General features: G+C 37.0%; 13 protein-coding genes and 2 tRNA genes. 6 read left to right on the top strand and 9 right to left on the bottom strand.

Annotation, left to right across the window (positions count from 1 at the left end):
• The first annotated feature begins 210 nt into the window (after window positions 1–210).
• The gene (locus tag KG732_RS08430) at window positions 211–1,359 is read left to right on the top strand and encodes an AraC family transcriptional regulator (RefSeq protein ID WP_213522434.1); all 1,149 of its coding nucleotides are present in this window, start codon (window positions 211–213) and stop codon (window positions 1,357–1,359) included.
• A gap of 330 nt (window positions 1,360–1,689) precedes the next feature.
• Here the strand turns inward: KG732_RS08430 and KG732_RS08425 are convergent.
• The 3 genes from KG732_RS08425 to KG732_RS08415 form a co-directional block, all read right to left on the bottom strand.
• Window positions 1,690–1,764: transfer RNA gene (locus KG732_RS08425), tRNA-Pro, on the bottom strand.
• Between the two features lie 81 nt (window positions 1,765–1,845).
• Window positions 1,846–1,929: transfer RNA gene (locus tag KG732_RS08420), tRNA-Ser, on the bottom strand.
• A gap of 95 nt (window positions 1,930–2,024) precedes the next feature.
• Window positions 2,025–4,061 carry an HDIG domain-containing metalloprotein gene (locus KG732_RS08415; protein ID WP_213522432.1) on the bottom strand — a complete coding sequence of 679 codons (2,037 nt, stop codon included), beginning with the start codon at window positions 4,059–4,061 and terminating at the stop codon, window positions 2,025–2,027.
• A gap of 137 nt (window positions 4,062–4,198) precedes the next feature.
• Here KG732_RS08415 and KG732_RS08410 point away from each other — a divergent pair, with 137 nt between their 5' ends.
• On the top strand, window positions 4,199–5,374 hold the full coding sequence (locus tag KG732_RS08410; protein ID WP_213522430.1) for an acetyl-CoA C-acyltransferase: 1,176 nt from the start codon (window positions 4,199–4,201) through the stop codon (window positions 5,372–5,374).
• A 5-nt stretch (window positions 5,375–5,379) separates the two neighbouring features.
• Window positions 5,380–6,129: a C40 family peptidase gene (locus KG732_RS08405; protein WP_213522428.1), complete on the top strand. Its 750-nt coding sequence runs from the start codon at window positions 5,380–5,382 to the stop codon at window positions 6,127–6,129.
• An 88-nt stretch (window positions 6,130–6,217) separates the two neighbouring features.
• Here the strand turns inward: KG732_RS08405 and KG732_RS08400 are convergent, their stop codons facing one another.
• A complete protein-coding gene (locus tag KG732_RS08400) occupies window positions 6,218–7,405 on the bottom strand; it encodes a tetratricopeptide repeat protein (RefSeq protein ID WP_213522427.1) in 1,188 nt (395 codons plus the stop codon).
• Between the two features lie 13 nt (window positions 7,406–7,418).
• Window positions 7,419–9,944: a DNA gyrase subunit A gene (gene gyrA / locus KG732_RS08395; protein WP_213522425.1), complete on the bottom strand. Its 2,526-nt coding sequence runs from the start codon at window positions 9,942–9,944 to the stop codon at window positions 7,419–7,421.
• A gap of 266 nt (window positions 9,945–10,210) precedes the next feature.
• Between gyrA and KG732_RS08390 the strand changes: the two genes are divergently transcribed.
• Window positions 10,211–12,772 carry an ATP-dependent Clp protease ATP-binding subunit gene (locus KG732_RS08390; RefSeq protein WP_213522423.1) on the top strand — a complete coding sequence of 854 codons (2,562 nt, stop codon included), beginning with the start codon at window positions 10,211–10,213 and terminating at the stop codon, window positions 12,770–12,772.
• A gap of 169 nt (window positions 12,773–12,941) precedes the next feature.
• Here KG732_RS08390 and hutH read toward each other — a convergent pair whose 3' ends face one another.
• The 3 genes from hutH to KG732_RS08375 all read right to left on the bottom strand — a co-directional run bounded on the left by hutH (window position 12,942) and on the right by KG732_RS08375 (window position 17,182).
• Window positions 12,942–14,444, bottom strand: coding sequence for a histidine ammonia-lyase (gene hutH / locus KG732_RS08385; RefSeq protein ID WP_213522420.1), 1,503 nt, complete (start codon window positions 14,442–14,444; stop codon window positions 12,942–12,944).
• Between the two features lie 226 nt (window positions 14,445–14,670).
• Window positions 14,671–15,456 carry an alpha/beta hydrolase gene (locus tag KG732_RS08380; RefSeq protein ID WP_213522418.1) on the bottom strand — a complete coding sequence of 262 codons (786 nt, stop codon included), beginning with the start codon at window positions 15,454–15,456 and terminating at the stop codon, window positions 14,671–14,673.
• 196 nt (window positions 15,457–15,652) lie between these two features.
• On the bottom strand, window positions 15,653–17,182 hold the full coding sequence (locus KG732_RS08375) for an NAD(P)H-hydrate dehydratase (protein WP_213522415.1): 1,530 nt from the start codon (window positions 17,180–17,182) through the stop codon (window positions 15,653–15,655).
• Window positions 17,183–17,325: 143 nt separating this feature from the next.
• Between KG732_RS08375 and gcvT the strand changes: the two genes are divergently transcribed.
• Both gcvT and KG732_RS08365 read left to right on the top strand, forming a co-directional pair.
• The gene (gcvT, locus tag KG732_RS08370) at window positions 17,326–18,408 is read left to right on the top strand and encodes a glycine cleavage system aminomethyltransferase GcvT (protein ID WP_213522413.1); all 1,083 of its coding nucleotides are present in this window, start codon (window positions 17,326–17,328) and stop codon (window positions 18,406–18,408) included.
• Window positions 18,409–18,420: 12 nt separating this feature from the next.
• The gene (locus tag KG732_RS08365) at window positions 18,421–19,236 is read left to right on the top strand and encodes an NAD(P)-dependent oxidoreductase (RefSeq protein WP_213522411.1); all 816 of its coding nucleotides are present in this window, start codon (window positions 18,421–18,423) and stop codon (window positions 19,234–19,236) included.
• A 287-nt stretch (window positions 19,237–19,523) separates the two neighbouring features.
• On the opposite strand, the gene KG732_RS08360 is transcribed toward KG732_RS08365, so the two are convergent.
• On the bottom strand, window positions 19,524–20,363 hold the full coding sequence (locus KG732_RS08360; RefSeq protein ID WP_213522409.1) for a 1,4-dihydroxy-2-naphthoyl-CoA synthase: 840 nt from the start codon (window positions 20,361–20,363) through the stop codon (window positions 19,524–19,526).
• Between the last annotated feature and the right edge of the window lie 239 nt (window positions 20,364–20,602).

Raw genomic sequence — 20,602 nt, 5'->3', positions numbered from 1 at the left:
CCAATGCTTAAAAAGCGGTTGCTACTTAAAACCCGCTACAATTCAAGAGCAATAATACTATGAAATTGAAAAGTTTTTAAAAAGTGTAAAGATCGAAATACCTTATTTTTGAGTTTTGTACCAATATTTTCAGGTTTATACCATTTTAAAAAAGAGGTATACTGATAGAATAACTAAATTTGCTTGATAAAAACCTAACCGTCCCCTAAGTTGAATTATTCGGAAATTATTTTTTTTACCAGTGCGTTATTAGGATTTGTAACTGTTTTTTTAATAGGCAATCGTTACAAAAATAACCGTCAGACCAATTTATACTTAGTTGTTATTTTTGCAACCTCCTCCATTCGTTTTTTATTTTATGCCCTAGGAGACTTTTCTTTGGATACTGATTATTTAAGACAATTAGATTTATTTATTATTGTAATCACTTCTCCTTTAGTGTTTTTGTATTTCAAAAAATTGGTATCTTCTAAACGTCACAACCCCAAAGAGAATTTTTTACATGTATTAGCCGCCATTGTTTTATTCGCAATCATCAATAGTATAGTCACTTATTATCCAAACACAATAGTGCTAAAAAGTCGAGTACTAGTTTTGGTTGTTTTTAATCTATTCTATGCCGTAAAATCCTATTTTTTACTTCATAAATCGGTTTGGAAAAGAAAAAGCAACATATTGATGATTAACCAACAAAATGTGTGGGTAAAAAAATGGACCTATATATTATTTGGATTTTTTATCTTAGTGTTAATCCGATTTACTTTATTTTTCCTTGTAAAGAGGGATGGGTTATGGTACCAACACGATAGCAATTTCTTATGGGTTACCGCATTAATGTGGATTGTACTTTATTTAAAAGTATTGTATTCACCTGAATTTTTATACGGCTATGATTTGTTTCAAAATAAAATCAAAGAATACAAAAAATATAAAATTGTTTTTGATACTATATGGATTTTAAAAAGCGTAGCAGCTCCTACAAATTTTCAGGATAATGTTTTAAAAGAAAAAATAGACCTAGAAATTGATAATTATATAATTCAAATTGAGCATTTAGCTTTAGCTATTCCTTTAATTTTCACAGAATCATTTAAAGTAAAGGACTTGTCAGACAAACTCAATATTCCTAAAAGTCATGTGATTTATGTGTTTAAATACCACGCAAAAATAAGTTTTAACGACTTTAAAAAAATTGTGAGGATTCAAAATGCAATTGGCCTAATTGAGAAGGGTTTTTTAAAAATGAATACCTTAGAGGCTTTGGCTATTGAAATTGGATTTTCATCGTATAGTGCTTTTTTCAAAAGTTTTAAATCAGTTACAGGAGTTTCTCCAAAAGAATATTATCATACGGTGTAAATAAAACTGACTTAATGATATCAATCCTTGCTAGTTTTCAAAGCCTCTGAAGGCCTTTGGGAATCCAACGAGGCGGTAGTTGACTCTTTGCAAGTAGATAATAGATTCCTTTTGTTTATGTAGACTTCCCCAATTTAAACCTATTGTTCATCTAAGTATATAGTTTTCACATTTTAAAATAGCTTGATTTTCTCTTCATTTTGTTCTTTAAAAACCTTAATATGTTTCAATTACACTTTGAAAAATAAAATAGTTGAGACGGTATTTCGGATTTTTTGGCAATAAAAAAGCCTAACATCTTAATAATTAAGTTGTTAGGCTTTTACTTAGTCGGGGTGGCAGGATTCGAACCTGCGACCTCCTGCTCCCAAAGCAGGCGCGATGACCGGGCTACGCTACACCCCGATTTTTTTTTACATCAGTTCGGGAACTGATGACTTTAGCTTTAAAATTAATACTTTTAAAAGTATTAAAAGGCTTAAGTTGCGGAGAGACAGGGACTCGAACCCTGGCGACGGTTACCCGTCGACAGTTTAGCAAACTGCTCCATTACCACTCTGGCACCTCTCCTAAATTTTAAAGAACTTGCTCCATTTCTGAAAGCGGTTGCAAAGGTAAGCGAACTTTAGATTTTCACAAATAAAAATGAATGTTTTTTCAATAAATTATTCAGGGTATTCTATGCGTAAATGATATATACTAGCTAACTTCTTTTTAATCACAGCTTTAATTGTTTCTATCTGTTTAAAGGTGATATTTGCGTTGAGAAACTGGCCACTTTCTACCTGCCCTTCTATAATTTTATTTACTAAATTATCTATTTTTACTGAGGTTGGATTCTTAATGCTTTTGGTAGCTGCCTCTACACTATCGGCTATCATCAGTATGGCCGTTTCTTGACTAAAAGGCTTTGGACCCGGATACCGAAAGTTATCTTTGGCAACTTCCGGATGATGTTCCTTGGCTTTGGTATAAAAATAATACACCAAACTATCGCCATGATGGGTTCTTATAAAATCGATGATGCGGTCTGGCAAGTTGTATTTACGGGCAATCTCTATTCCTTTAAGGGTATGATCAATGATAATTCTCGCACTGTCTTCTGGATCTAAATCATTATGTGGATTAATACCACTACCTTGATTTTCTGTAAAATAGGTGGGATTAGACATTTTACCGACATCGTGATAAAGTGCTCCAACACGCACTAACATGGCGTTTGCCCCTATTTCATTTGCTACAGTTTCTGCGATATTAGCAACGTTTAAAGAATGATGAAATGTTCCAGGAGCCTTATTAGATAATGCTTTCAAAAGTTTGGAATTGGTATCACTCAACTCTAAAAGTGATACATCACTTACCAATCCGAAAATCTTCTCATAAATATAAATCAATGGCCAAACAAAAAGCATCGCTAATCCACAGAGCACAAAGTAACCTAATCGACTCCAATCCAGACCAATAACTCCTCCTTGATTAATAGCATAAAAAGCAAAATACGATAGAAAATAGATCCCTATTATTTGGGCTACGGTAAGAAATAGATTTGCTCTCTTGTAGATTTCATTATTGGAAAGAACTGTCACAATACCAGCCATCATTTGCAAAAACAAATACTCGTCACTATTAGGGACAATAAAACTTAAAATAAAAATAGCAATCACATGCGTAAATAAACCTAATCTCGCATCAAAAAAGGCTTTTAATATTAAAGGTAAAATACATACGGGGACAACATAAATGTACTGAACATCAATAGTAACAACGGTCGCGGTTAAAACAACCACTACTTGAATGTTAAAAAATATAAAGAATAGCTTTCGGAAGTTCTCAAAAACAGACGTTCTATACCTCCGTAAAAATAAGATCAACATGGTGTAAGCCATACCGACAAGCACAATATAACCACCGAGCTTCCAATTATACTGAGACTCTGTCCATGTTTGAGATTTATAGGTGTTATTGAGTGTCTGAAGTATTTGCAGTTGCTCCCCTTCAACAATCTCACCTTGAGCGATAATTCTGGCTCCTTGTGAAACTACGCCTCGAGTGGTTAGAATCTTATTTAACTCCTCTTGAATTGCTAATTCTGTTAATTGCTTGTCATAAGTAATATTGGGTTGTATCACCTCTAAAAACTCAGCTAATAGCTCACTTCTATTAATGCCAACCTCCTTTAAGCGCTGTACTCGATCATTTATAAGCCTACCTAAATCTTCTGGCTTGTAAAGGTCATCATAAATAGCAGCTTTTAATTCGTTATTCAATTCTATTAAAATAGGCTGGCTTTGATTTAATTCCAGCGGTAATTCTAGATAGCCAACTTTATAAATCTCATAGAGTATGTTGTTCCATTCAGCTTCTATGCTTTTAAAATCTTGCTCAGGGAGGTCCTCTTTAGAGGGGATCAAGTATTTATTAGCCCAATTGGTGCGCACCTTTTTTTCAATAGTTGAATCAATTTTAAAATAATACGGCGCTTCATCTGAAACACGTTGCCTTTCTTTTAAAAGAGCTGCTTCACTTTTCTCTATTGGAAAAGAAAAAGGGGCGTACAAAGTTTCATAATCCCAGGGCTCTCCTTGCTGGTAATCGTATTTAAAGCGATTATTATTAGGGAATATGTAAACGGTTAATGCGGTGCAAAAGCACAACAAAAATACTCGGTAAATAATATTTTGATAATTATACAAACTACTCATCTCATACAGTATACCACAAATTAACAACTATACTTTTAAAATACCAGTATATTAATGATAAACAATTGATTGATGTATTGCCAGAACTCTATGAATTGCTTGTTAAATTCATTATTTTTGCAAGGTAAATTAGAAACATGAAAAAAGTAGTTATTGTATCTTATGCTAGAACTCCAATAGGTAGTTTTATGGGTAGCTTATCGTCTGTTCCAGCGACACGATTAGGAGCCATAGCTATTAAAGCCGCTTTAGATAAAATTTCGTTGGATCCAAATCATGTTGATGAGGTATTGATGGGTAACGTCGTACAAGCTGGCACTGGACAAGCTCCAGCAAGACAAGCTGCTATCGGAGCAGGAATAAGCGATCGCACCCCTGCTACCACTATAAATAAAGTATGTGCTAGTGGAATGAAAACCATAATGATGGCTGCACAATCTATAGCACTAGGCGATAACCATATCGTTGTTGCTGGCGGAATGGAAAACATGAGCATGATTCCTCATTATGTTCAAATGAGGACTGGACAGAAGTTTGGTCCATCTACCCTAATAGATGGAATGCAAAAAGATGGTCTTGTTGATGCTTACAGTCAGGAAGCCATGGGAACTTGTGCAGACCTGTGTGCTACAGATCATCATTTTACAAGAGAAGATCAAGACAACTTTGCCATTCAATCCTATCAACGTTCAAAAGCCGCATGGGAAAATGGTAAATTTAAAAATGAAGTAGTCCCAGTTACTATTCCTCAAAAAAGAGGGGATGATGTAATTGTTTCTATTGATGAGGAGTTTACCAATGTACACCTAGAAAAGATCCCTGCTCTTAGACCTGCATTTTCAAAAAACGGAACTGTAACTGCTGCAAATGCCTCTACCATTAACGACGGCGCTGCAGCTTTAGTGTTAATGAGCGAGGAAAAAGCTCAGGAGCTAGGTTTAGTAACACTTGCAACCATCATAGGTTATGCCGATGCCGCTCAAGAACCTAAGTATTTTACTACCTCACCTTCTTTAGCATTACCTCAAGCGCTTAAAAAAGCTGGGATTAATTTAGGAGATGTTGATTACTTTGAGTTTAATGAAGCTTTTGCCGTAGTAGGTCTTGCCAATATGAAAATTCTAGGCCTTGAAGATAAAAATGTTAACGTTTATGGAGGTGCCGTATCATTAGGCCATCCATTAGGATGTAGCGGAGCAAGGATTGTAACCACTCTTTTGAGTGTACTACAACAAGAAAATGGAACTATAGGAGCAGCTACCATTTGCAATGGTGGTGGTGGTGCTAGTGCTATAATTTTACAATCTAATTAAGTTACATGAGATACGGTATCTGTCCGATTTCTATCGCTCCTTTAAGGTCTGAAACTAGTGACGCTAGTGAAATGCGGTCTCAAGTACTTTACGGAGAACTATTTAAAATTGTAGAAAGCAGAAAAAAGTGGTCTAAAATAAGGCTGGCTCATGATAATTATGAAGGCTGGATCGACAACAAACAGTTCCAAGAGATTGAAGCAGAAGAGTATCACCATCTATTAAAACAGGACCACTATTACGCTAAAGATTTAATAGCGCATCTCACTCATAAAGATCATACATTGAGTACGATAACCATTGGAGCTCAAGTGAGTTCTTCTAATTTTCTACACGACTTGTTCCCTATTGATAGCGCTAAAATTAATCTTAATAAATCTCAACTTGTAAATAACGCATTGTTATTTTTAAACACCCCTTATTTGTGGGGCGGTCGAACCCCTCTAGGAATAGATTGCAGTGGTTTTACACAACTTATTTATAGATTAAACGGTTTTGACCTCTTAAGAGATGCTAATGAACAAGCTACACAAGGTGAAGCTCTTAGTTTTATAGAAGAATCTGAACCAGGTGATTTAGCTTTCTTTGACAATCCCGAAGGAAGGATCACTCACGTGGGCATCATTATGAGTGATAATTATATTATACATGCTCACGGTAAAGTACGTATGGACCGACTGGATCAAAGTGGCATCTTCCATTTAGAAAAAAATATACATACTCATAAACTGAGAGTGATCAAGAAAATCATTTGATTAAAAAAAGCTCTTAAAAGTATTATCTAAGAACTTTTTAACAATGCTTTCGCGAAAGCGAGACACCGACATCTGTAACTTATGTATATTACAATTTGGCTTTCATTTCCGCCACCTTGTCGCTCATATTAAACACACCGTATAAACTGATTAAGGTGTTAATAGTTAGTGTATTTTCTGCATCTATTGAAAGCGCTTTTTCATAACAAGCAATTGCTTTCTTGTACAATTCTAATTGATCCTGAGCAGAAGTTGCTTCTAAATTTCCTTTCTCTATATAGGAAAGTCCTAAATTTGCTTGTGCAACAAAATTAATAGGCTCCAACCCAATGCTCGTCTCGTAATAGTTGATTGCTTGATCATAATCTTTTGTATTGAGTGCAGCAAGCGCAAGTTTATCATAAACCTTAGGATCTTTTACTTCTTCGGTAAGACTTTTAGTGGCTGCCTTATATTCTTCTATCATTTCTAAGATCAAATATATATCTGCCAATGCAAACTTTAAGGACTGATCGTTAGAAAAATCTTTTAAAGCCTTCTCCAATACAGATGTTGCTCGAGCTTCATTCCCGTCATTTTTATGCATCCAGACTAAGTTCGTTACCATACTGCCTACCTGAGAGGAAGTTCGATCCTCCATTGGGTTGGTATGCGACCCAGAAGTAATGGCTAAGTCACGTAATATTTTACTAGGAAAACCCTCCTGTTGACCAGTTGATTTATTCAACGCGAGGTAAGCCACCTGTTCACCTGTATATTTTTTATCCAGCAAATTTTGATACTTTTCTTTGGCTATTTCAAATTTACCTGCTTGATAAGCCATGTTAGCCGCATCAAAGTACATTCCCATATTAGAAGGGTCCTTATCAGATAAATAACTGACCATCGTAAAGGCTGCTTCGATATCATTAGATTGAAGCTTTTCGTTAGCAAGACTAAACAATCGTATTTTTGCGTTACTTTGTAATACGGCTATGAGATCCTTTTCATCGTATCCTAATTTCTCTGCTTTTTCAATCAAGTTAAAAGATTCATAAACATCCTGCTCCGATGCATTGCTCTCACCTGAAATACCTACTAAAGTGACTGCTTTGTAAAAAGAATAAGCCCCTTCATACTCCGGTTCTAAAGTGCTTTCATCTATGGAATTAAATAATTCTATAGCTTTTGAACTATCATTTGCCTTTATTGCCTTCTCGATTTTTTTCATTTCTTTTTTCTGGGCCATAGCTATACAAGCTACAGCCAGAAAAAGTAGTGTTAATTTAGTTTTCATACTATGAATTTTATTATTCTTCACTATCATCATTTACCACATTTGCCTCAGTGTCTTGAGCTTCAGAAACTACATCATCCTCAGATGCTACTACTTCCTCTTCCTCTCTGACAACTTTAGCTACCGCTGCAATAGAATCATTTCCTTTTAGATTAATCAAACGCACTCCTTGCGTTGCGCGTCCCATTACTCTCAAGTCTGATACATTCATACGTATAGCAACTCCAGATTTATTAATTATCATCAACCCATCTTCGTTGCTTACATTCTTTAAGGCTACAAGACCTCCAGTTTTCTCGGTAACTGAGATGGTTTTTACACCTTTTCCTCCACGATTGGTCTCTCTGTAATCGTCAAGACTAGAACGTTTTCCATATCCTTTTTCTGAAACAACAAGAATATTAGAATCCATATCGTTAACCGCAACCATTCCTATGACCTCATCATCGTCATGAGACAATGTAATTCCACGCACTCCACTAGCATTTCTACCCATAGGACGTGTTTTAGATTCATCAAAACGGATGGCTTTACCACTTCTAAGGCCTAACATCACATGACTGTCTCCGGTAGTGAGTTTTGCTTCTAGAAGCGTATCTCCATCTCTGACAGTGATGGCATTGATACCGTTGGATCTAGGTCTAGAGTATTGTTCTAGAGATGTTTTCTTAACCACACCTTTCTTGGTACACATAATTACAAAATGACTATTGATATAGTCTTCGTCCTTAATGTCTTGCGTACAAATAACCGCTTTCACCTGATCATCCTGCTCTATATTGATCAAGTTTTGAATAGCGCGACCTTTAGAAGTTTTACTTCCTTCTGGAATTTCGTACACACGCATCCAAAAACATTTTCCTTTTTCGGTAAAGAATAGCATGTACTGGTGGTTCGTTCCTACAAACAGATCTACTAGGAAGTCTTCATCTCTTGTAGTACTTGCCTTCTGTCCTACTCCGCCGCGATTTTGGGTTTTGTATTCGGTAAGGCTGGTTCTTTTTATATAACCTGCATGCGAAATAGTAATTACTACCTGTTCATCTGGGATCATATCTTCTATACTCAGGTCCCCACCGGCATATTCAATTTTAGAGCGACGTTCATCACCAAATTTCTCTCTTACCTCGACAAGTTCCTCTTTAATGATTTGCATGCGACGTTCTTTCTTTTCAAGAATGTCTTTTAAATCGGTTATGGTCGCCATCAACTCACTGTACTCGGTACGCAATTTATCTTGTTCCAGCCCAGTAAGCTGTCTCAATCGCATTTCAACTATCGCACGAGCTTGTATTTCTGAAAGATCAAAACGCTCTATTAATTTTTCACGGGCTTCTTCACCATTACTACTGGACCTTATCAAAGCAATCACCTCATCGATGTTATCACTTGCAATAATCAATCCCTCTAATATATGAGCTCGTTCTTCTGCCTTGCGCAGTTCATATACGGTTCTTCTAACCACTACATCATGTCGGTGTTCTACAAAGTGATGGATCATTTCCTTTACATTGAGCAACTGTGGACGTCCCTTTACCAATGCAATGTTATTGACACTAAAACTAGATTGAAGTGCGGTATGCTTGTAGAGTTTATTAATCACGATATTAGGAATAGCGTCGCGTTTAAGAACATAAACTATGCGCATTCCATTTCTATCAGACTCATCTCTAATAGAAGCAATTCCTTCTAATTTTTTATCATTAATAAGATCGGCAGTTTTCTTTATCATATCAGCCTTGTTGACCTGATAAGGCAACTCATCTACTATGATACATTCGCGACCCTTAACTTCCTCAACCCTCACCCTTCCGCGTATTTTCACGCGTCCACGTCCAGTATGAAAAGCTTCTTTCACTCCATCATAGCCGTAAATAATTCCTCCAGTAGGAAAATCAGGAGCTTTGATATGGGTAATCAATTCTTCGATTTCAATATCATTATTCTCGATATAGGCTATAGTACCATCTACTACTTCTGTCAAGTTGTGTGGCGGCATATTAGTAGCCATTCCCACCGCTATACCGCTGGCACCATTTACGAGAAGATTAGGGATTTTGGTAGGAAGAACCGTAGGCTCTGATAAGGTGTCATCAAAGTTCAGTTGTGTATCTACTGTTTCTTTGTCAATATCAGCAAGCATCTCTTCAGATATCTTGCGCATTTTCGCCTCTGTATAACGCATTGCTGCAGGTGGATCTCCATCCACACTACCGAAGTTACCTTGACCGTCTACCATCATGTAACGCAATGACCACTCTTGAGCCATACGTACCATGGTATCGTAAACAGAAGTATCTCCATGCGGGTGATACTTTCCAAGCACCTCTCCGACGATTCTTGCACTTTTCTTGTAACCTCTGTTAGAGAGTACTCCCAATTCATACATTCCAAAAAGAACGCGTCTATGTACTGGTTTTAGTCCGTCTCGCACATCTGGCAGTGCACGTGACACTATGACTGACATCGAGTAATCGATGTATGCTGACTTCATTTCATCCTCGATATTTATCGGGATTAACTTTTCTCCATCTGCCATGTAAATCAGATTATATTATTAGTTAATTTAACAACTAGCAATTTAAGTAAATCCCTAGTTTTAATAAGGCTTTGATACACCTTATGAACTGTTTTTATTAACACTTTTAATCCCTTCCTGTGGATAAGTTTTATGCCTTTACAAATGGAGGGAATTAAGCGGTAACATTAGGCTTTCGCGAAAGCTAAAAAAGTATTAACCCTTTTTTATAATACGGAATGCTTTTTGAAAGAATAAATTCAATACATTTAAACGAAAGAAGCAATATGGACGATAATTTTTCACCAAGAGTAAAAGACGTCATCGCCTATAGCAAGGAAGAGGCGTTGCGATTAGGGCATGATTTTATAGGTACAGAACATTTAATGTTAGGATTACTGCGTGATGGTGACGGTAAGGCGATAGAGATTTTAACTAACTTATCGGTAGACTTGGATAGTTTGCGTCGCAAAGTTGAAATACTCAGCCCAGCAAACCCTAATATCTCCAGCGCTATCAATGAAAAGAAGAATTTGCATTTAACCAGACAGGCAGAACGGGCACTTAAAACTACTTTTCTAGAAGCCAAACTTTTTCAGAGTACTTCTATAAATACGGCACACCTTTTATTGTGTATTTTACGCAATGAAAATGATCCTACTACAAAGCTTCTAAACAAGCTTAAAGTCGATTACGATAATGTCAAGGACGAGTTTAAAATGATCCTATCCCAAGAAGATGGTTATGTAGAAGATGTAAGTGCACAATCTTTTAGTGATGATGATGCTGGGGAGGAAATGCAAGATGGGAGTAAAGAAAATCTATTCTCTCCAAGCGGGGATAAAAAGGGTAACAAAAAATCTAAAACTCCTGTTCTTGACAATTTTGGCCGTGACTTAACTAAAATGGCCGAAGATGATAAGTTAGACCCTGTAGTTGGTCGTGCAGAAGAAATACAACGCGTATCTCAAATTTTAAGTCGACGCAAGAAGAACAACCCTTTGTTAATAGGAGAGCCTGGAGTTGGTAAAAGTGCTATAGCCGAAGGTCTTGCTTTAAGGATTATTCAGAAAAAAGTATCTCGTATTCTTTTTGACAAAAGAGTGATCACCCTAGACCTAGCCAGTCTAGTAGCCGGCACTAAATACAGGGGGCAGTTTGAAGAACGCATGAAAGCAGTAATGAATGAATTGGAGAAGAATGAGGACATCATTCTTTTTATAGATGAAATTCATACCATTGTAGGAGCCGGTGGGGCTGCTGGTTCCTTAGATGCCTCAAACATGTTCAAACCCGCGCTAGCTCGTGGAGAGATTCAATGTATAGGAGCCACAACGCTTGATGAGTACCGAAATAGTATTGAAAAAGATGGTGCCTTAGAAAGACGTTTTCAAAAGGTTATGGTAGAACCTACTTCAGTAGAAGAAACCATTATAATCTTGAACAACATCAAAGGTAAGTATGAAGAACACCATAATGTTGCGTACACTCCTGAAGCCATCAATGCTTGTGTAAAGCTTACCAATCGTTATATGACAGATCGTTTTTTACCAGACAAAGCCATTGATGCACTAGACGAAGCTGGATCTCGCATTCACATCAACAATATAGAAGTTCCTGACCAAATCGTTGAAATAGAAAGACAACTAGAGGAAGTTAAAGAAGAGAAGAATAACGTCGTTAAAAAGCAGAAATATGAACAAGCTGCAAAATTGCGCGATGATGAGAAAAAATTAGAACTACAACTTGCTGAAGCGCAAACAGCCTGGGAAGAAGCTTCTAAACTTCATAAAGATACGGTAACAGAAGAAAATGTCGCTGAAGTAGTGAGCATGATGACAGGAATACCTGTAAATCGCATCGCTACTAAGGAAATGAAAAAACTGAGCAACCTTAATGAATCTATAGGAGATCTGGTGATAGGTCAAGAAAAAGCCGTAAAACAAGTAGTAAAAGCCATACAACGCAATAGAGCTGGATTAAAAGACCCTAACAAACCCATTGGTTCATTTATTTTCTTGGGACAAACTGGTGTTGGTAAAACACAGCTAGCAAAAGTTCTTGCTAGCGAGCTTTTTGATTCTGAAAATTCGCTTATTCGTATTGATATGAGTGAGTACATGGAGAAATTTGCTATCTCTAGATTAATAGGTGCACCTCCAGGCTATGTAGGTTACGAAGAAGGTGGCCAACTTACTGAAAAAGTAAGACGCAAACCATATGCTGTTATCTTGCTAGATGAAATTGAAAAAGCACATCCAGATGTATTCAATATGTTACTTCAAGTACTGGATGATGGATTCTTAACCGACAGCTTAGGAAGAAAAATTGATTTTAGAAACACCATTATTATCATGACCTCTAATGTAGGAGCTCGTAAATTGAAGGATTTTGGCTCTGGAGTCGGATTTGGTACCGCAGCCCGTAAATTAGCTGAAAGCGACAATGCGAGTAGTGTTATACAGGCAGCTTTAAAAAAGACATTTGCACCTGAATTCTTAAACAGAATTGATGATGTTATTGTTTTTAACGCCTTAGAACGAGAAGATATCTATAAAATTATCGATATTGAATTGGCAAAGCTTTTTGCTCGTATTAAAGATTTAGGGTACGAATTAACCTTAAGTGATGAAGCTAAAAATTACATAGTAGATAAAGGTTTTGACAAAGAATATGGTGCCAGACCTCTTAAACGTGCTATTCAAAAGTACATCGAAGATACTCTTGCTGAAGAGATCGTGAATAGTCAAATGCAAGAAGGCGATTCCATATTCATGGATTTTGATAAAGAAAATGATAAGCTGGTCGTAAAGATTGTTAAGCCAAGCGCCGAACAGTCGGCAGAATAACCTTACCGACGACAGCTAGTACTACCAACGCATCTTAGAAATTAATCTCTAAGATGCGTTTTTATTTTTATAGAAAGAATACAGCTGATGCTTGAAACAACAAGCAAGCAGTTTTTTAGAAGTAACAGAACCTTTTTGGCTGTTATTAAAGATGAAAGCCATCTAGAAACTAATGCAACACCTCCATATCTAACTCCGTCGACGCTATGATTTCTTTGGCGAGTTGTATGTCGGTATACATCACCCGATCATTTTCAAATGGTGCTATACCACTACGCACTATGGAAATAATAGATTTTAAGAAGCTAGACGTCTGTTTGGTATGAAACTCAAGTGCTTGTGAACTAGTTAATAACTCTATAGCAAGTACCGTTTTTATATTATCAATAATCTTAAATGATTTAGTAGCTGCATTTGCTCCCATACTTACGTGATCTTCTTGACCATTAGAACTAACGATACTATCGGTTGAGGAAGGATTTGCTAGGTGTTTATTCTGGCTAACTATACTTGCAGCGGTGTATTGCAAGATCATCATACCGCTATTTAGACCTGCATTTCTGGATAAAAAAGGTGGTAAATTGCGAGTTCCACTCATCAATTGAAATATTCTTCGTTCACTGATACTGCCTATTTCACTCATAGCTATTGATAAAAAATCCAAAGCTAAAGCTAGCGGCTGTCCATGGAAATTTCCCCCAGAAATAATAGCGTCTGATTCGGGAAACACATTTGGATTATCTGTTACCGAATTGCATTCGGTCAAGATAGTTTTAATAAAATAATCTAGTGCATCCTTGGAGGCACCGTGCACTTGTGGCGTGCATCTAAAGCTGTACGGGTCTTGTACGTTCAGTTTTTCGTCTGCAGCTATTTCACTATCGTCTAATAATTCCCTGAATAAAGCAGCGCTTGTTAACTGCCCTTTGTGAGGTCTAATAAAATGAATACGCTCATCAAATGGAGACATATTACAAGAAAATCCATCTAAAGATAACGCAGCCGTAATATGAGACCAGTACCATAACTTTCTAGATTCCAAAGCAAGGTATACTCCATAAGCAAGCATGAACTGAGTGCCATTAATCAAGGCCAAACCTTCCTTAGATTGTAATTGTAATGATTCCCAACCCTTAATATTATTGATTTGTTCACCAGTGTATCGCTTTCCTTTGTACACAACCTCCCCTAAACCTATAAGCGGTAATGCTAAATGTGCTAGCGGCGCTAGATCTCCGGACGCCCCTAACGAACCTTGCTCATAGATGACTGGATAAATTCCGTGATTATAAAAATCTATTAAACGCTGCACCACAGCCACACTCACCCCACTATGTCCGTAACACAAACTTTGAATCTTTAGAAATAACATCCACTTGACAATCTTTTCAGGAACCTCTTCACCTGTCCCGCAAGCGTGAGACATGATTAAATTATGCTGTAATTGAGTTAAGTGACTGCGATCTATTGAAGTATGGCATAAAGAACCAAAACCAGTATTAATGCCATAAGTAGGCGTACTGTTAGCACTACCAAAATTCTTATCTAAATAATCCCGGCATGCTTGAACAGCATGAAGCGAACTTTCTGATAGCTGTAGTTCAGTAACATTTTGAGAAATATGATTTAAATCTTTTAAACTTAATCTTTTGGAAGAAATTTTGTGTGTCATTTATAGGCTGTTTAGACCTGGTAATATTAAACAAAAAGATTGCGCTTTCATAGCAATTCTTATTCTTATCCCTAAGAATATAAACGCATTCACTTGTGGATACTGGTATAAGCTTCCGTATTAAAAAAACAGTTGTACCTTATTATATCTAGTAGTTCTTATCATTCCTTCCTGCTACAAGATTATAAGAAGGCACCTAAAAAGAAAGGGGTTTTGGTGAGGAAAGTTAAGAAGGTACGGCTTTTAAAAACTCAATAGCCTTTATATTGAAATTTTCTGGTTGCTCTACGTTAACAACATGCCCGCAATTCTCTACTACATACAAAGAAGATTGTACGTGTTCTTTTACCACCCTTCTAATAGAAGGCAAAAACAAATGGTCTTGAGCTCCCATAACATATAAAGTCGGGATTTGAATGTCTTTTGCTCTAAATAAACGCAATAGAGGATTAATTTCTGCTGTTAATTTAAACCACCTGATGAACTCTTTTCGGTATAATTTTTTTGCCTCGTTTGCAAAAAGAATTCTAGATTCTTTGTGGTTTTTCTTTGGCATAATAATAAATGCAAACAACTTATAGAGCAACATATAAGGAACTACCGATTTAAAAATAGAACCTAAACGCATTAAAATCTGAGAACGAACATTTAATTTTAAAATGGCTCCTCCCATTACCATACTTTCCACAAGGTCTTGTCTTTTTTCAGCCAAATTACGAATCAAAATAGTCCCTAAAGAAATACCAATAAAATGAGATTTTTTAATTTTTAAATGCTCCAAAACTTCAATAATATCATCTGTGATCACTTCAAAAGTATAAATTTCATTAAAGGTGTCTTTGAGTATTGGCTTGCTATTACCGTGCCCTCTAAGGTCGAGTACTAAGACGTTGAACTCCTTTTTAAAAGCTCTTATTTGACGAAACCAAATAGAACTGCTCCCACCAGCGCCATGCACAAAGCTGACCCACTTGGTGGTGTTTTCATTTAAATATGTGTAATGATGTAGCATATTATCTATCGCAAATATACTCGTATACCACTTACAATTTAAAGTTACAAGAGTAAAAGATCCATTTCAAAAGTACCACCCACAAATAAAGCTTATTGATCTTAATTATTGATACGCCTAAATTTTGTTTTAACACTTCAACTAATCACATCCTGTATCACATTTAAATAGAAGAAACTCTATATAATAAGTATGGTTATTGCTGCTGATCTATTGGATTTTTTAAAAGGTCAAGGATGCTGGGGCCTATATAATTGGAAATTACAGAGGCTTTTAACCCTTCATAAGCGTATGTTTGAGCAGCGAGATCACCACTAGCTCCATGAATATAAACAGAGAAAATAGCTGCTGAAATTGGATCATATCCTTGGGCTAGAAAAGAAGCAAGGATACCACTTAACACATCTCCACTACCCGCGGTAGCCATACCAGGATTTCCCGTATCATTAATGTAACTACCGGATGGTGAGATAATCATCGAGTGTGCACCTTTCAGGACAAGGATGACACCATGCTTCTTAGAAAATTCTTGAGCGTTCCTTATCCGTTCATAACTGTGATTCCATGGTCCAATAAGCTGTTGTAACTCACCATCATGAGGAGTTAGAATAGAATCTTTGGGAAGTGATGTTACTAGTTCAGGGTGTTGGGATAGGATCACTATACCGTCTGCATCTATTATTATCGGGGTGGTTTGCTCTTGTATCGCTTTCGCGAAAGCGGAAACCGTATCTTTCTCTGTCCCTATTCCTGGACCTATACACAAAACATAATCCTTCAAATCGTGATTAAAATCTGTAATAAATTCATCTCCTTTGCTCTGCAAAGTCATCACTTCTGGTAAGGAAGTCTGCAACATATAATTCCCTTCTTCTGGAATATATGCAGTTACCTTTCCTGCTCCAGAGTTAATAGCAGCACCAGCGCAAAGAACCGCTGCGCCCATTTTACCTTTACTGCCAGCAAAAGTAAGTACGTGACCATAATCGCCTTTATAAGTAAATTTCTCTCGAGTCTTGTACCTATTTTGAGCTGCTTCTCGGTCTATTAATTCTGCTAGAGGAGCAACTCCCATCAGGTATGCTGGGTCTAAGCCTATATTAACAACCTCAAAACTACCTACATAGCTTCCTGTTTCTGGAAGAAAAAAAGATAGTTTAGGTGTTTGAAACGTAAAGGTGTGATCTGCTTTTAGAATAGCATCGCCTGGATCATGAGCTTTATTTGCGTATAACCCACTAGGCATATCTATTGCGACTTTTAAAGCATTTGAGTCATTTAAATAGTGAACCAAATCGGCCACCCAACCCTCCAGGACCCGGTTGAGTCCAGTTCCAAAGATGGCGTCTATAACAATGTCTTGAGCTGTTATTTCTGGAAAATCCTCTTTACAACTCAATAAAATGGGCCAATCCTTGGCCACCTCTTTAATCCGGTTGTAATTGATAAGAAAATTAGGCGACCTTTTTGTACTGCAATTGGTAATATAAACAATTACTTGATAGCCGTGATTTATAAGGTGTCTGGCGATCACGAGACCATCACCCCCATTATTGCCACTACCACAAAATAGTTTCACCAGTACTGCATCAGCTTTTAATCGCTGATGAATTCTTTCAAAAACAAGTGTTCCAGCTCGTTCCATCAAATCAACACTAGTTAGGTGCTGTTTGCTAATCGTAGACTGATCAGCCTCTGCCAGTTGTTCTGCGCTTAAAATCTTCAATAGGTCTCTTTTAGATAAGCAATTTAATTAAATCTCAGCAATACCTCTTTATCAGATTTGTGAATTAGTTGGCAATTTGCAGTACCTAAAAACTAGGTAGTTTTAATAGGAAAACTTTACATTTGACTTTATAAAATTAATACATGAAAAATACTGCACTTACCTCTATTCATGAATCATTAGGAGCAAAAATGGTACCCTTTGCCGGCTTTAACATGCCTGTTCAATACGATGGGGTGAATATAGAACACCAAAACGTCAGAGAACATGTAGGTGTTTTTGATGTTTCTCATATGGGAGAATTTTTGATCAGTGGTCCTAATTCTTTAGAGTTGGTTCAAAGAGTTTCTTCCAACGATGCTTCAAAACTCACTGTAGGAGGAGCTCAATATGCGTACTTACCTAACGAAACTGGGGGTATAGTAGATGATATGCTGGTTTATAAAATAAAAGAAGACGAGTATCTTCTGGTGGTCAACGCTTCTAATATTGATAAAGACTGGGCTCATATTTCTAAGCATAACACCATGAATGCCGATATAAAAAACCTGTCTGATGATTACTCCCTACTTGCCATTCAAGGCCCTAAAGCGGTGGAAGCGATGCAATCTTTAACATCTGTAGATTTAAGTGCTATAAAATTCTATCATTTTGAGGTGGCAGATTTTGCCGGTATCGATCATGTTATCATTAGTGCCACTGGTTATACTGGATCTGGCGGTTTTGAAATCTACTGTAAAAATAGTGAGGCTGAACACATCTGGAAAAAAGTATTTGAAGCAGGAGCTAGTTTTGGAATAAAACCTGCTGGACTTGCCGCTAGAGATACCTTACGGCTAGAAATGGGGTACTGCCTTTACGGGAATGACATTGATGAAACCACTTCTCCCTTTGAAGCAGGACTGGGTTGGGTAACTAAATTCACCAAGCCATTTGTTAATTATGAGCAGCTACAAAATCATAAAGAAAATGGCGTTGATCGCAAGCTAGTTGCCTTTGAAATGAATGACCGCGCGATACCTCGCGGTGGTTACGAAATAAAAGACAGCAGCAATAAAGATATAGGTATAGTTACTAGTGGAACGATGTCTCCTTCTTTGGGAGTAGGAATCGGAATGGGATATGTGCCTGCGGTTGCAGCAACTCCAGGAAGTAACATTTACATTCAAATTAGAAAAAAATTAGTTCCTGCAACTGTGGTAACATTACCTTTTTATAAAAAGTAAACAGATTCATTTTTGAATAGAATTTTAATTTTAGGAGGTAGCGGTTTTATAGGTAATGCCCTTTATAAAGAACTAGCACCATTCTTTGATGTGCATGCTACTTTTAAAACAGATCATGCTCGTTTTGAAAAAAATAAACATTTCCATCAGTTTGATTACGATCTTGAACCTCTCGATATACTTTTAAATAACCTCAAGCCTAAGTTTATAGTAACTGCCTTAAGAGGAAATGTGACCAGTCTGGTGCGTTTACATTTTGAACTTGCAAAATATATAGAAAAGAATGACTGCAAGCTTATCTTTCTATCCAGTGCAAATGTCTTTGATCGGTTCACCAATTACCCTAGTTACGAATACGACAAAACACTATCTGAAAGTAGTTATGGAAGGTTTAAAATTAAAATTGAAAATGAATTACTGCGCAAACCTAGTGCTAAATATGTGATTTGCCGTATTCCTATGATTTATGGAGCAGGATCTCCCCGCGTTCATGAAATAAAAGCGCTTCTTAACTTAAATAAGGCAATAGATGTTTTTCCCAATGTGGTAATCAATGCTACTCACATTAACAAATTAGTACAACAACTGCATTATATTATCAATAGAAGAAGACGTGGTGTTTTTCATCTAGGCAGTAATGACCTGATACATCACATAGATTTAGTAAAAGATATTTGCCTGCAGTTAGGCCATCCTCAGCCTTTATTAAAACAGATTTTCGACTCCAATCAAGACCGATATCTCGCGGTCTTGCCCAAAGACAATATGCTGCCTAAACATTTACAACTCTATGTGGAAGAGGTGGTAAAAAGTAGTGTCGTGATGTAGAGGAATGTGCATAAGGCTTTCGCTAAAGCGAGATCGTATGACACTGTGTTATTTTGACCGGTAAAGCACCAGATTTAAAATAACTAAAGCATCGCAAGCCACTTATCCCCCCGAAATTTCTCCAAATAGAAAAACACGCCTAGTAACTCATAGCAACTACCATGGTATCCGCATCAAGTGCCGAAATTAATTTCCAAAGTTGAAATTATAAAATACTGCTTATTCTAAATTGTAAGCTTGCTCACAAATCAACCTGCCTACTGCCAACTAAAGACTGAGACTAAAAATTAAGGGATATACCGATCACTCCCCCAATTAGGTGGTCGCTTTTCTAAAAAGGCTGCTCTTCCTTCTTTTGCCTCGTCGGTCATGTAGATCAATCGAGTCATTTCTCCAGCAAATACCTGTTGACCTACCATTCCGTCATCAGTCGCGTTTAATGCAAATTTTGCCATTTTTATAGCTATAGGAGATTTCTTAAGGATTTCTTGCCCCCAATCGTATGCGGTTTGATCCAGTTCATCATGAGGTACAACCGCATTCACCATTCCCATTTCCATAGCTTCTTGAGCAGAATAAGTACGACCTAAAAAGAAAATCTCTCGTGCCTTTTTCTGACCTACCATTTTTGCGAGATAAGCACTTCCATAACCAGCATCTACACTGGCTACATCGGTATCTGTTTGTTTAAATACACCATGTTCTTTGCTCGCTATAGTCATATCACAAACCACATGTAAACTGTGCCCTCCACCTACTGCCCAACCTGGCACGGCACAAATAACCACTTTAGGCATAAAGCGTATCATGCGTTGTACTTCAAGAATATTAAGGCGTCCAGTTCCAGAAGCGTCTTTATAACCATCGTGACCACGAGCATTTTGATCTCCTCCGCTACAAAAAGCCCAGCCTCCATCTTTCTTTGAAGGCCCTTCACCGGTCAGTACGACTACCCCTATAGAAAGATCTTCTTGTGCGTCATAAAATGCTTTGATGAGTTCGCTGACTGTTTTAGGCCTAAAGGCATTGCGCACCTCAGGCCTGTTGAATGCGATACGGGCGATACCATTACATTTTTTATAGGTGATATCTTCAAATTCTATGGCAGTTTTCCAAGGTATGGACATAAGATCAGTTTTGTGACAAATATAAGATCTATCCTATTCATACCACACTCTCGCCACTGGAATCATAGAAACATAACCGCGTTGCATGTTCAATCATTTGGCATGGTGTTCTTTCTTGTTATCTTTAAAAACTAGAATAGGAACTGTTTCTACGTTGATGATTTTTGAGTTGTTGTTTTTGCGCACCCATTCACTCACGCGTTCCGTATCCACCTTAGTAGCTTTATACTTATTCCTTT

Origin of the sequence: Nonlabens sp., assembly GCF_018401815.1 — a bacterium.
Classification (GTDB): domain Bacteria; phylum Bacteroidota; class Bacteroidia; order Flavobacteriales; family Flavobacteriaceae; genus Nonlabens.
Note: the sequence above shows the minus strand (reverse complement) of the source record. Positions and strands in the feature narration are given on the sequence as shown.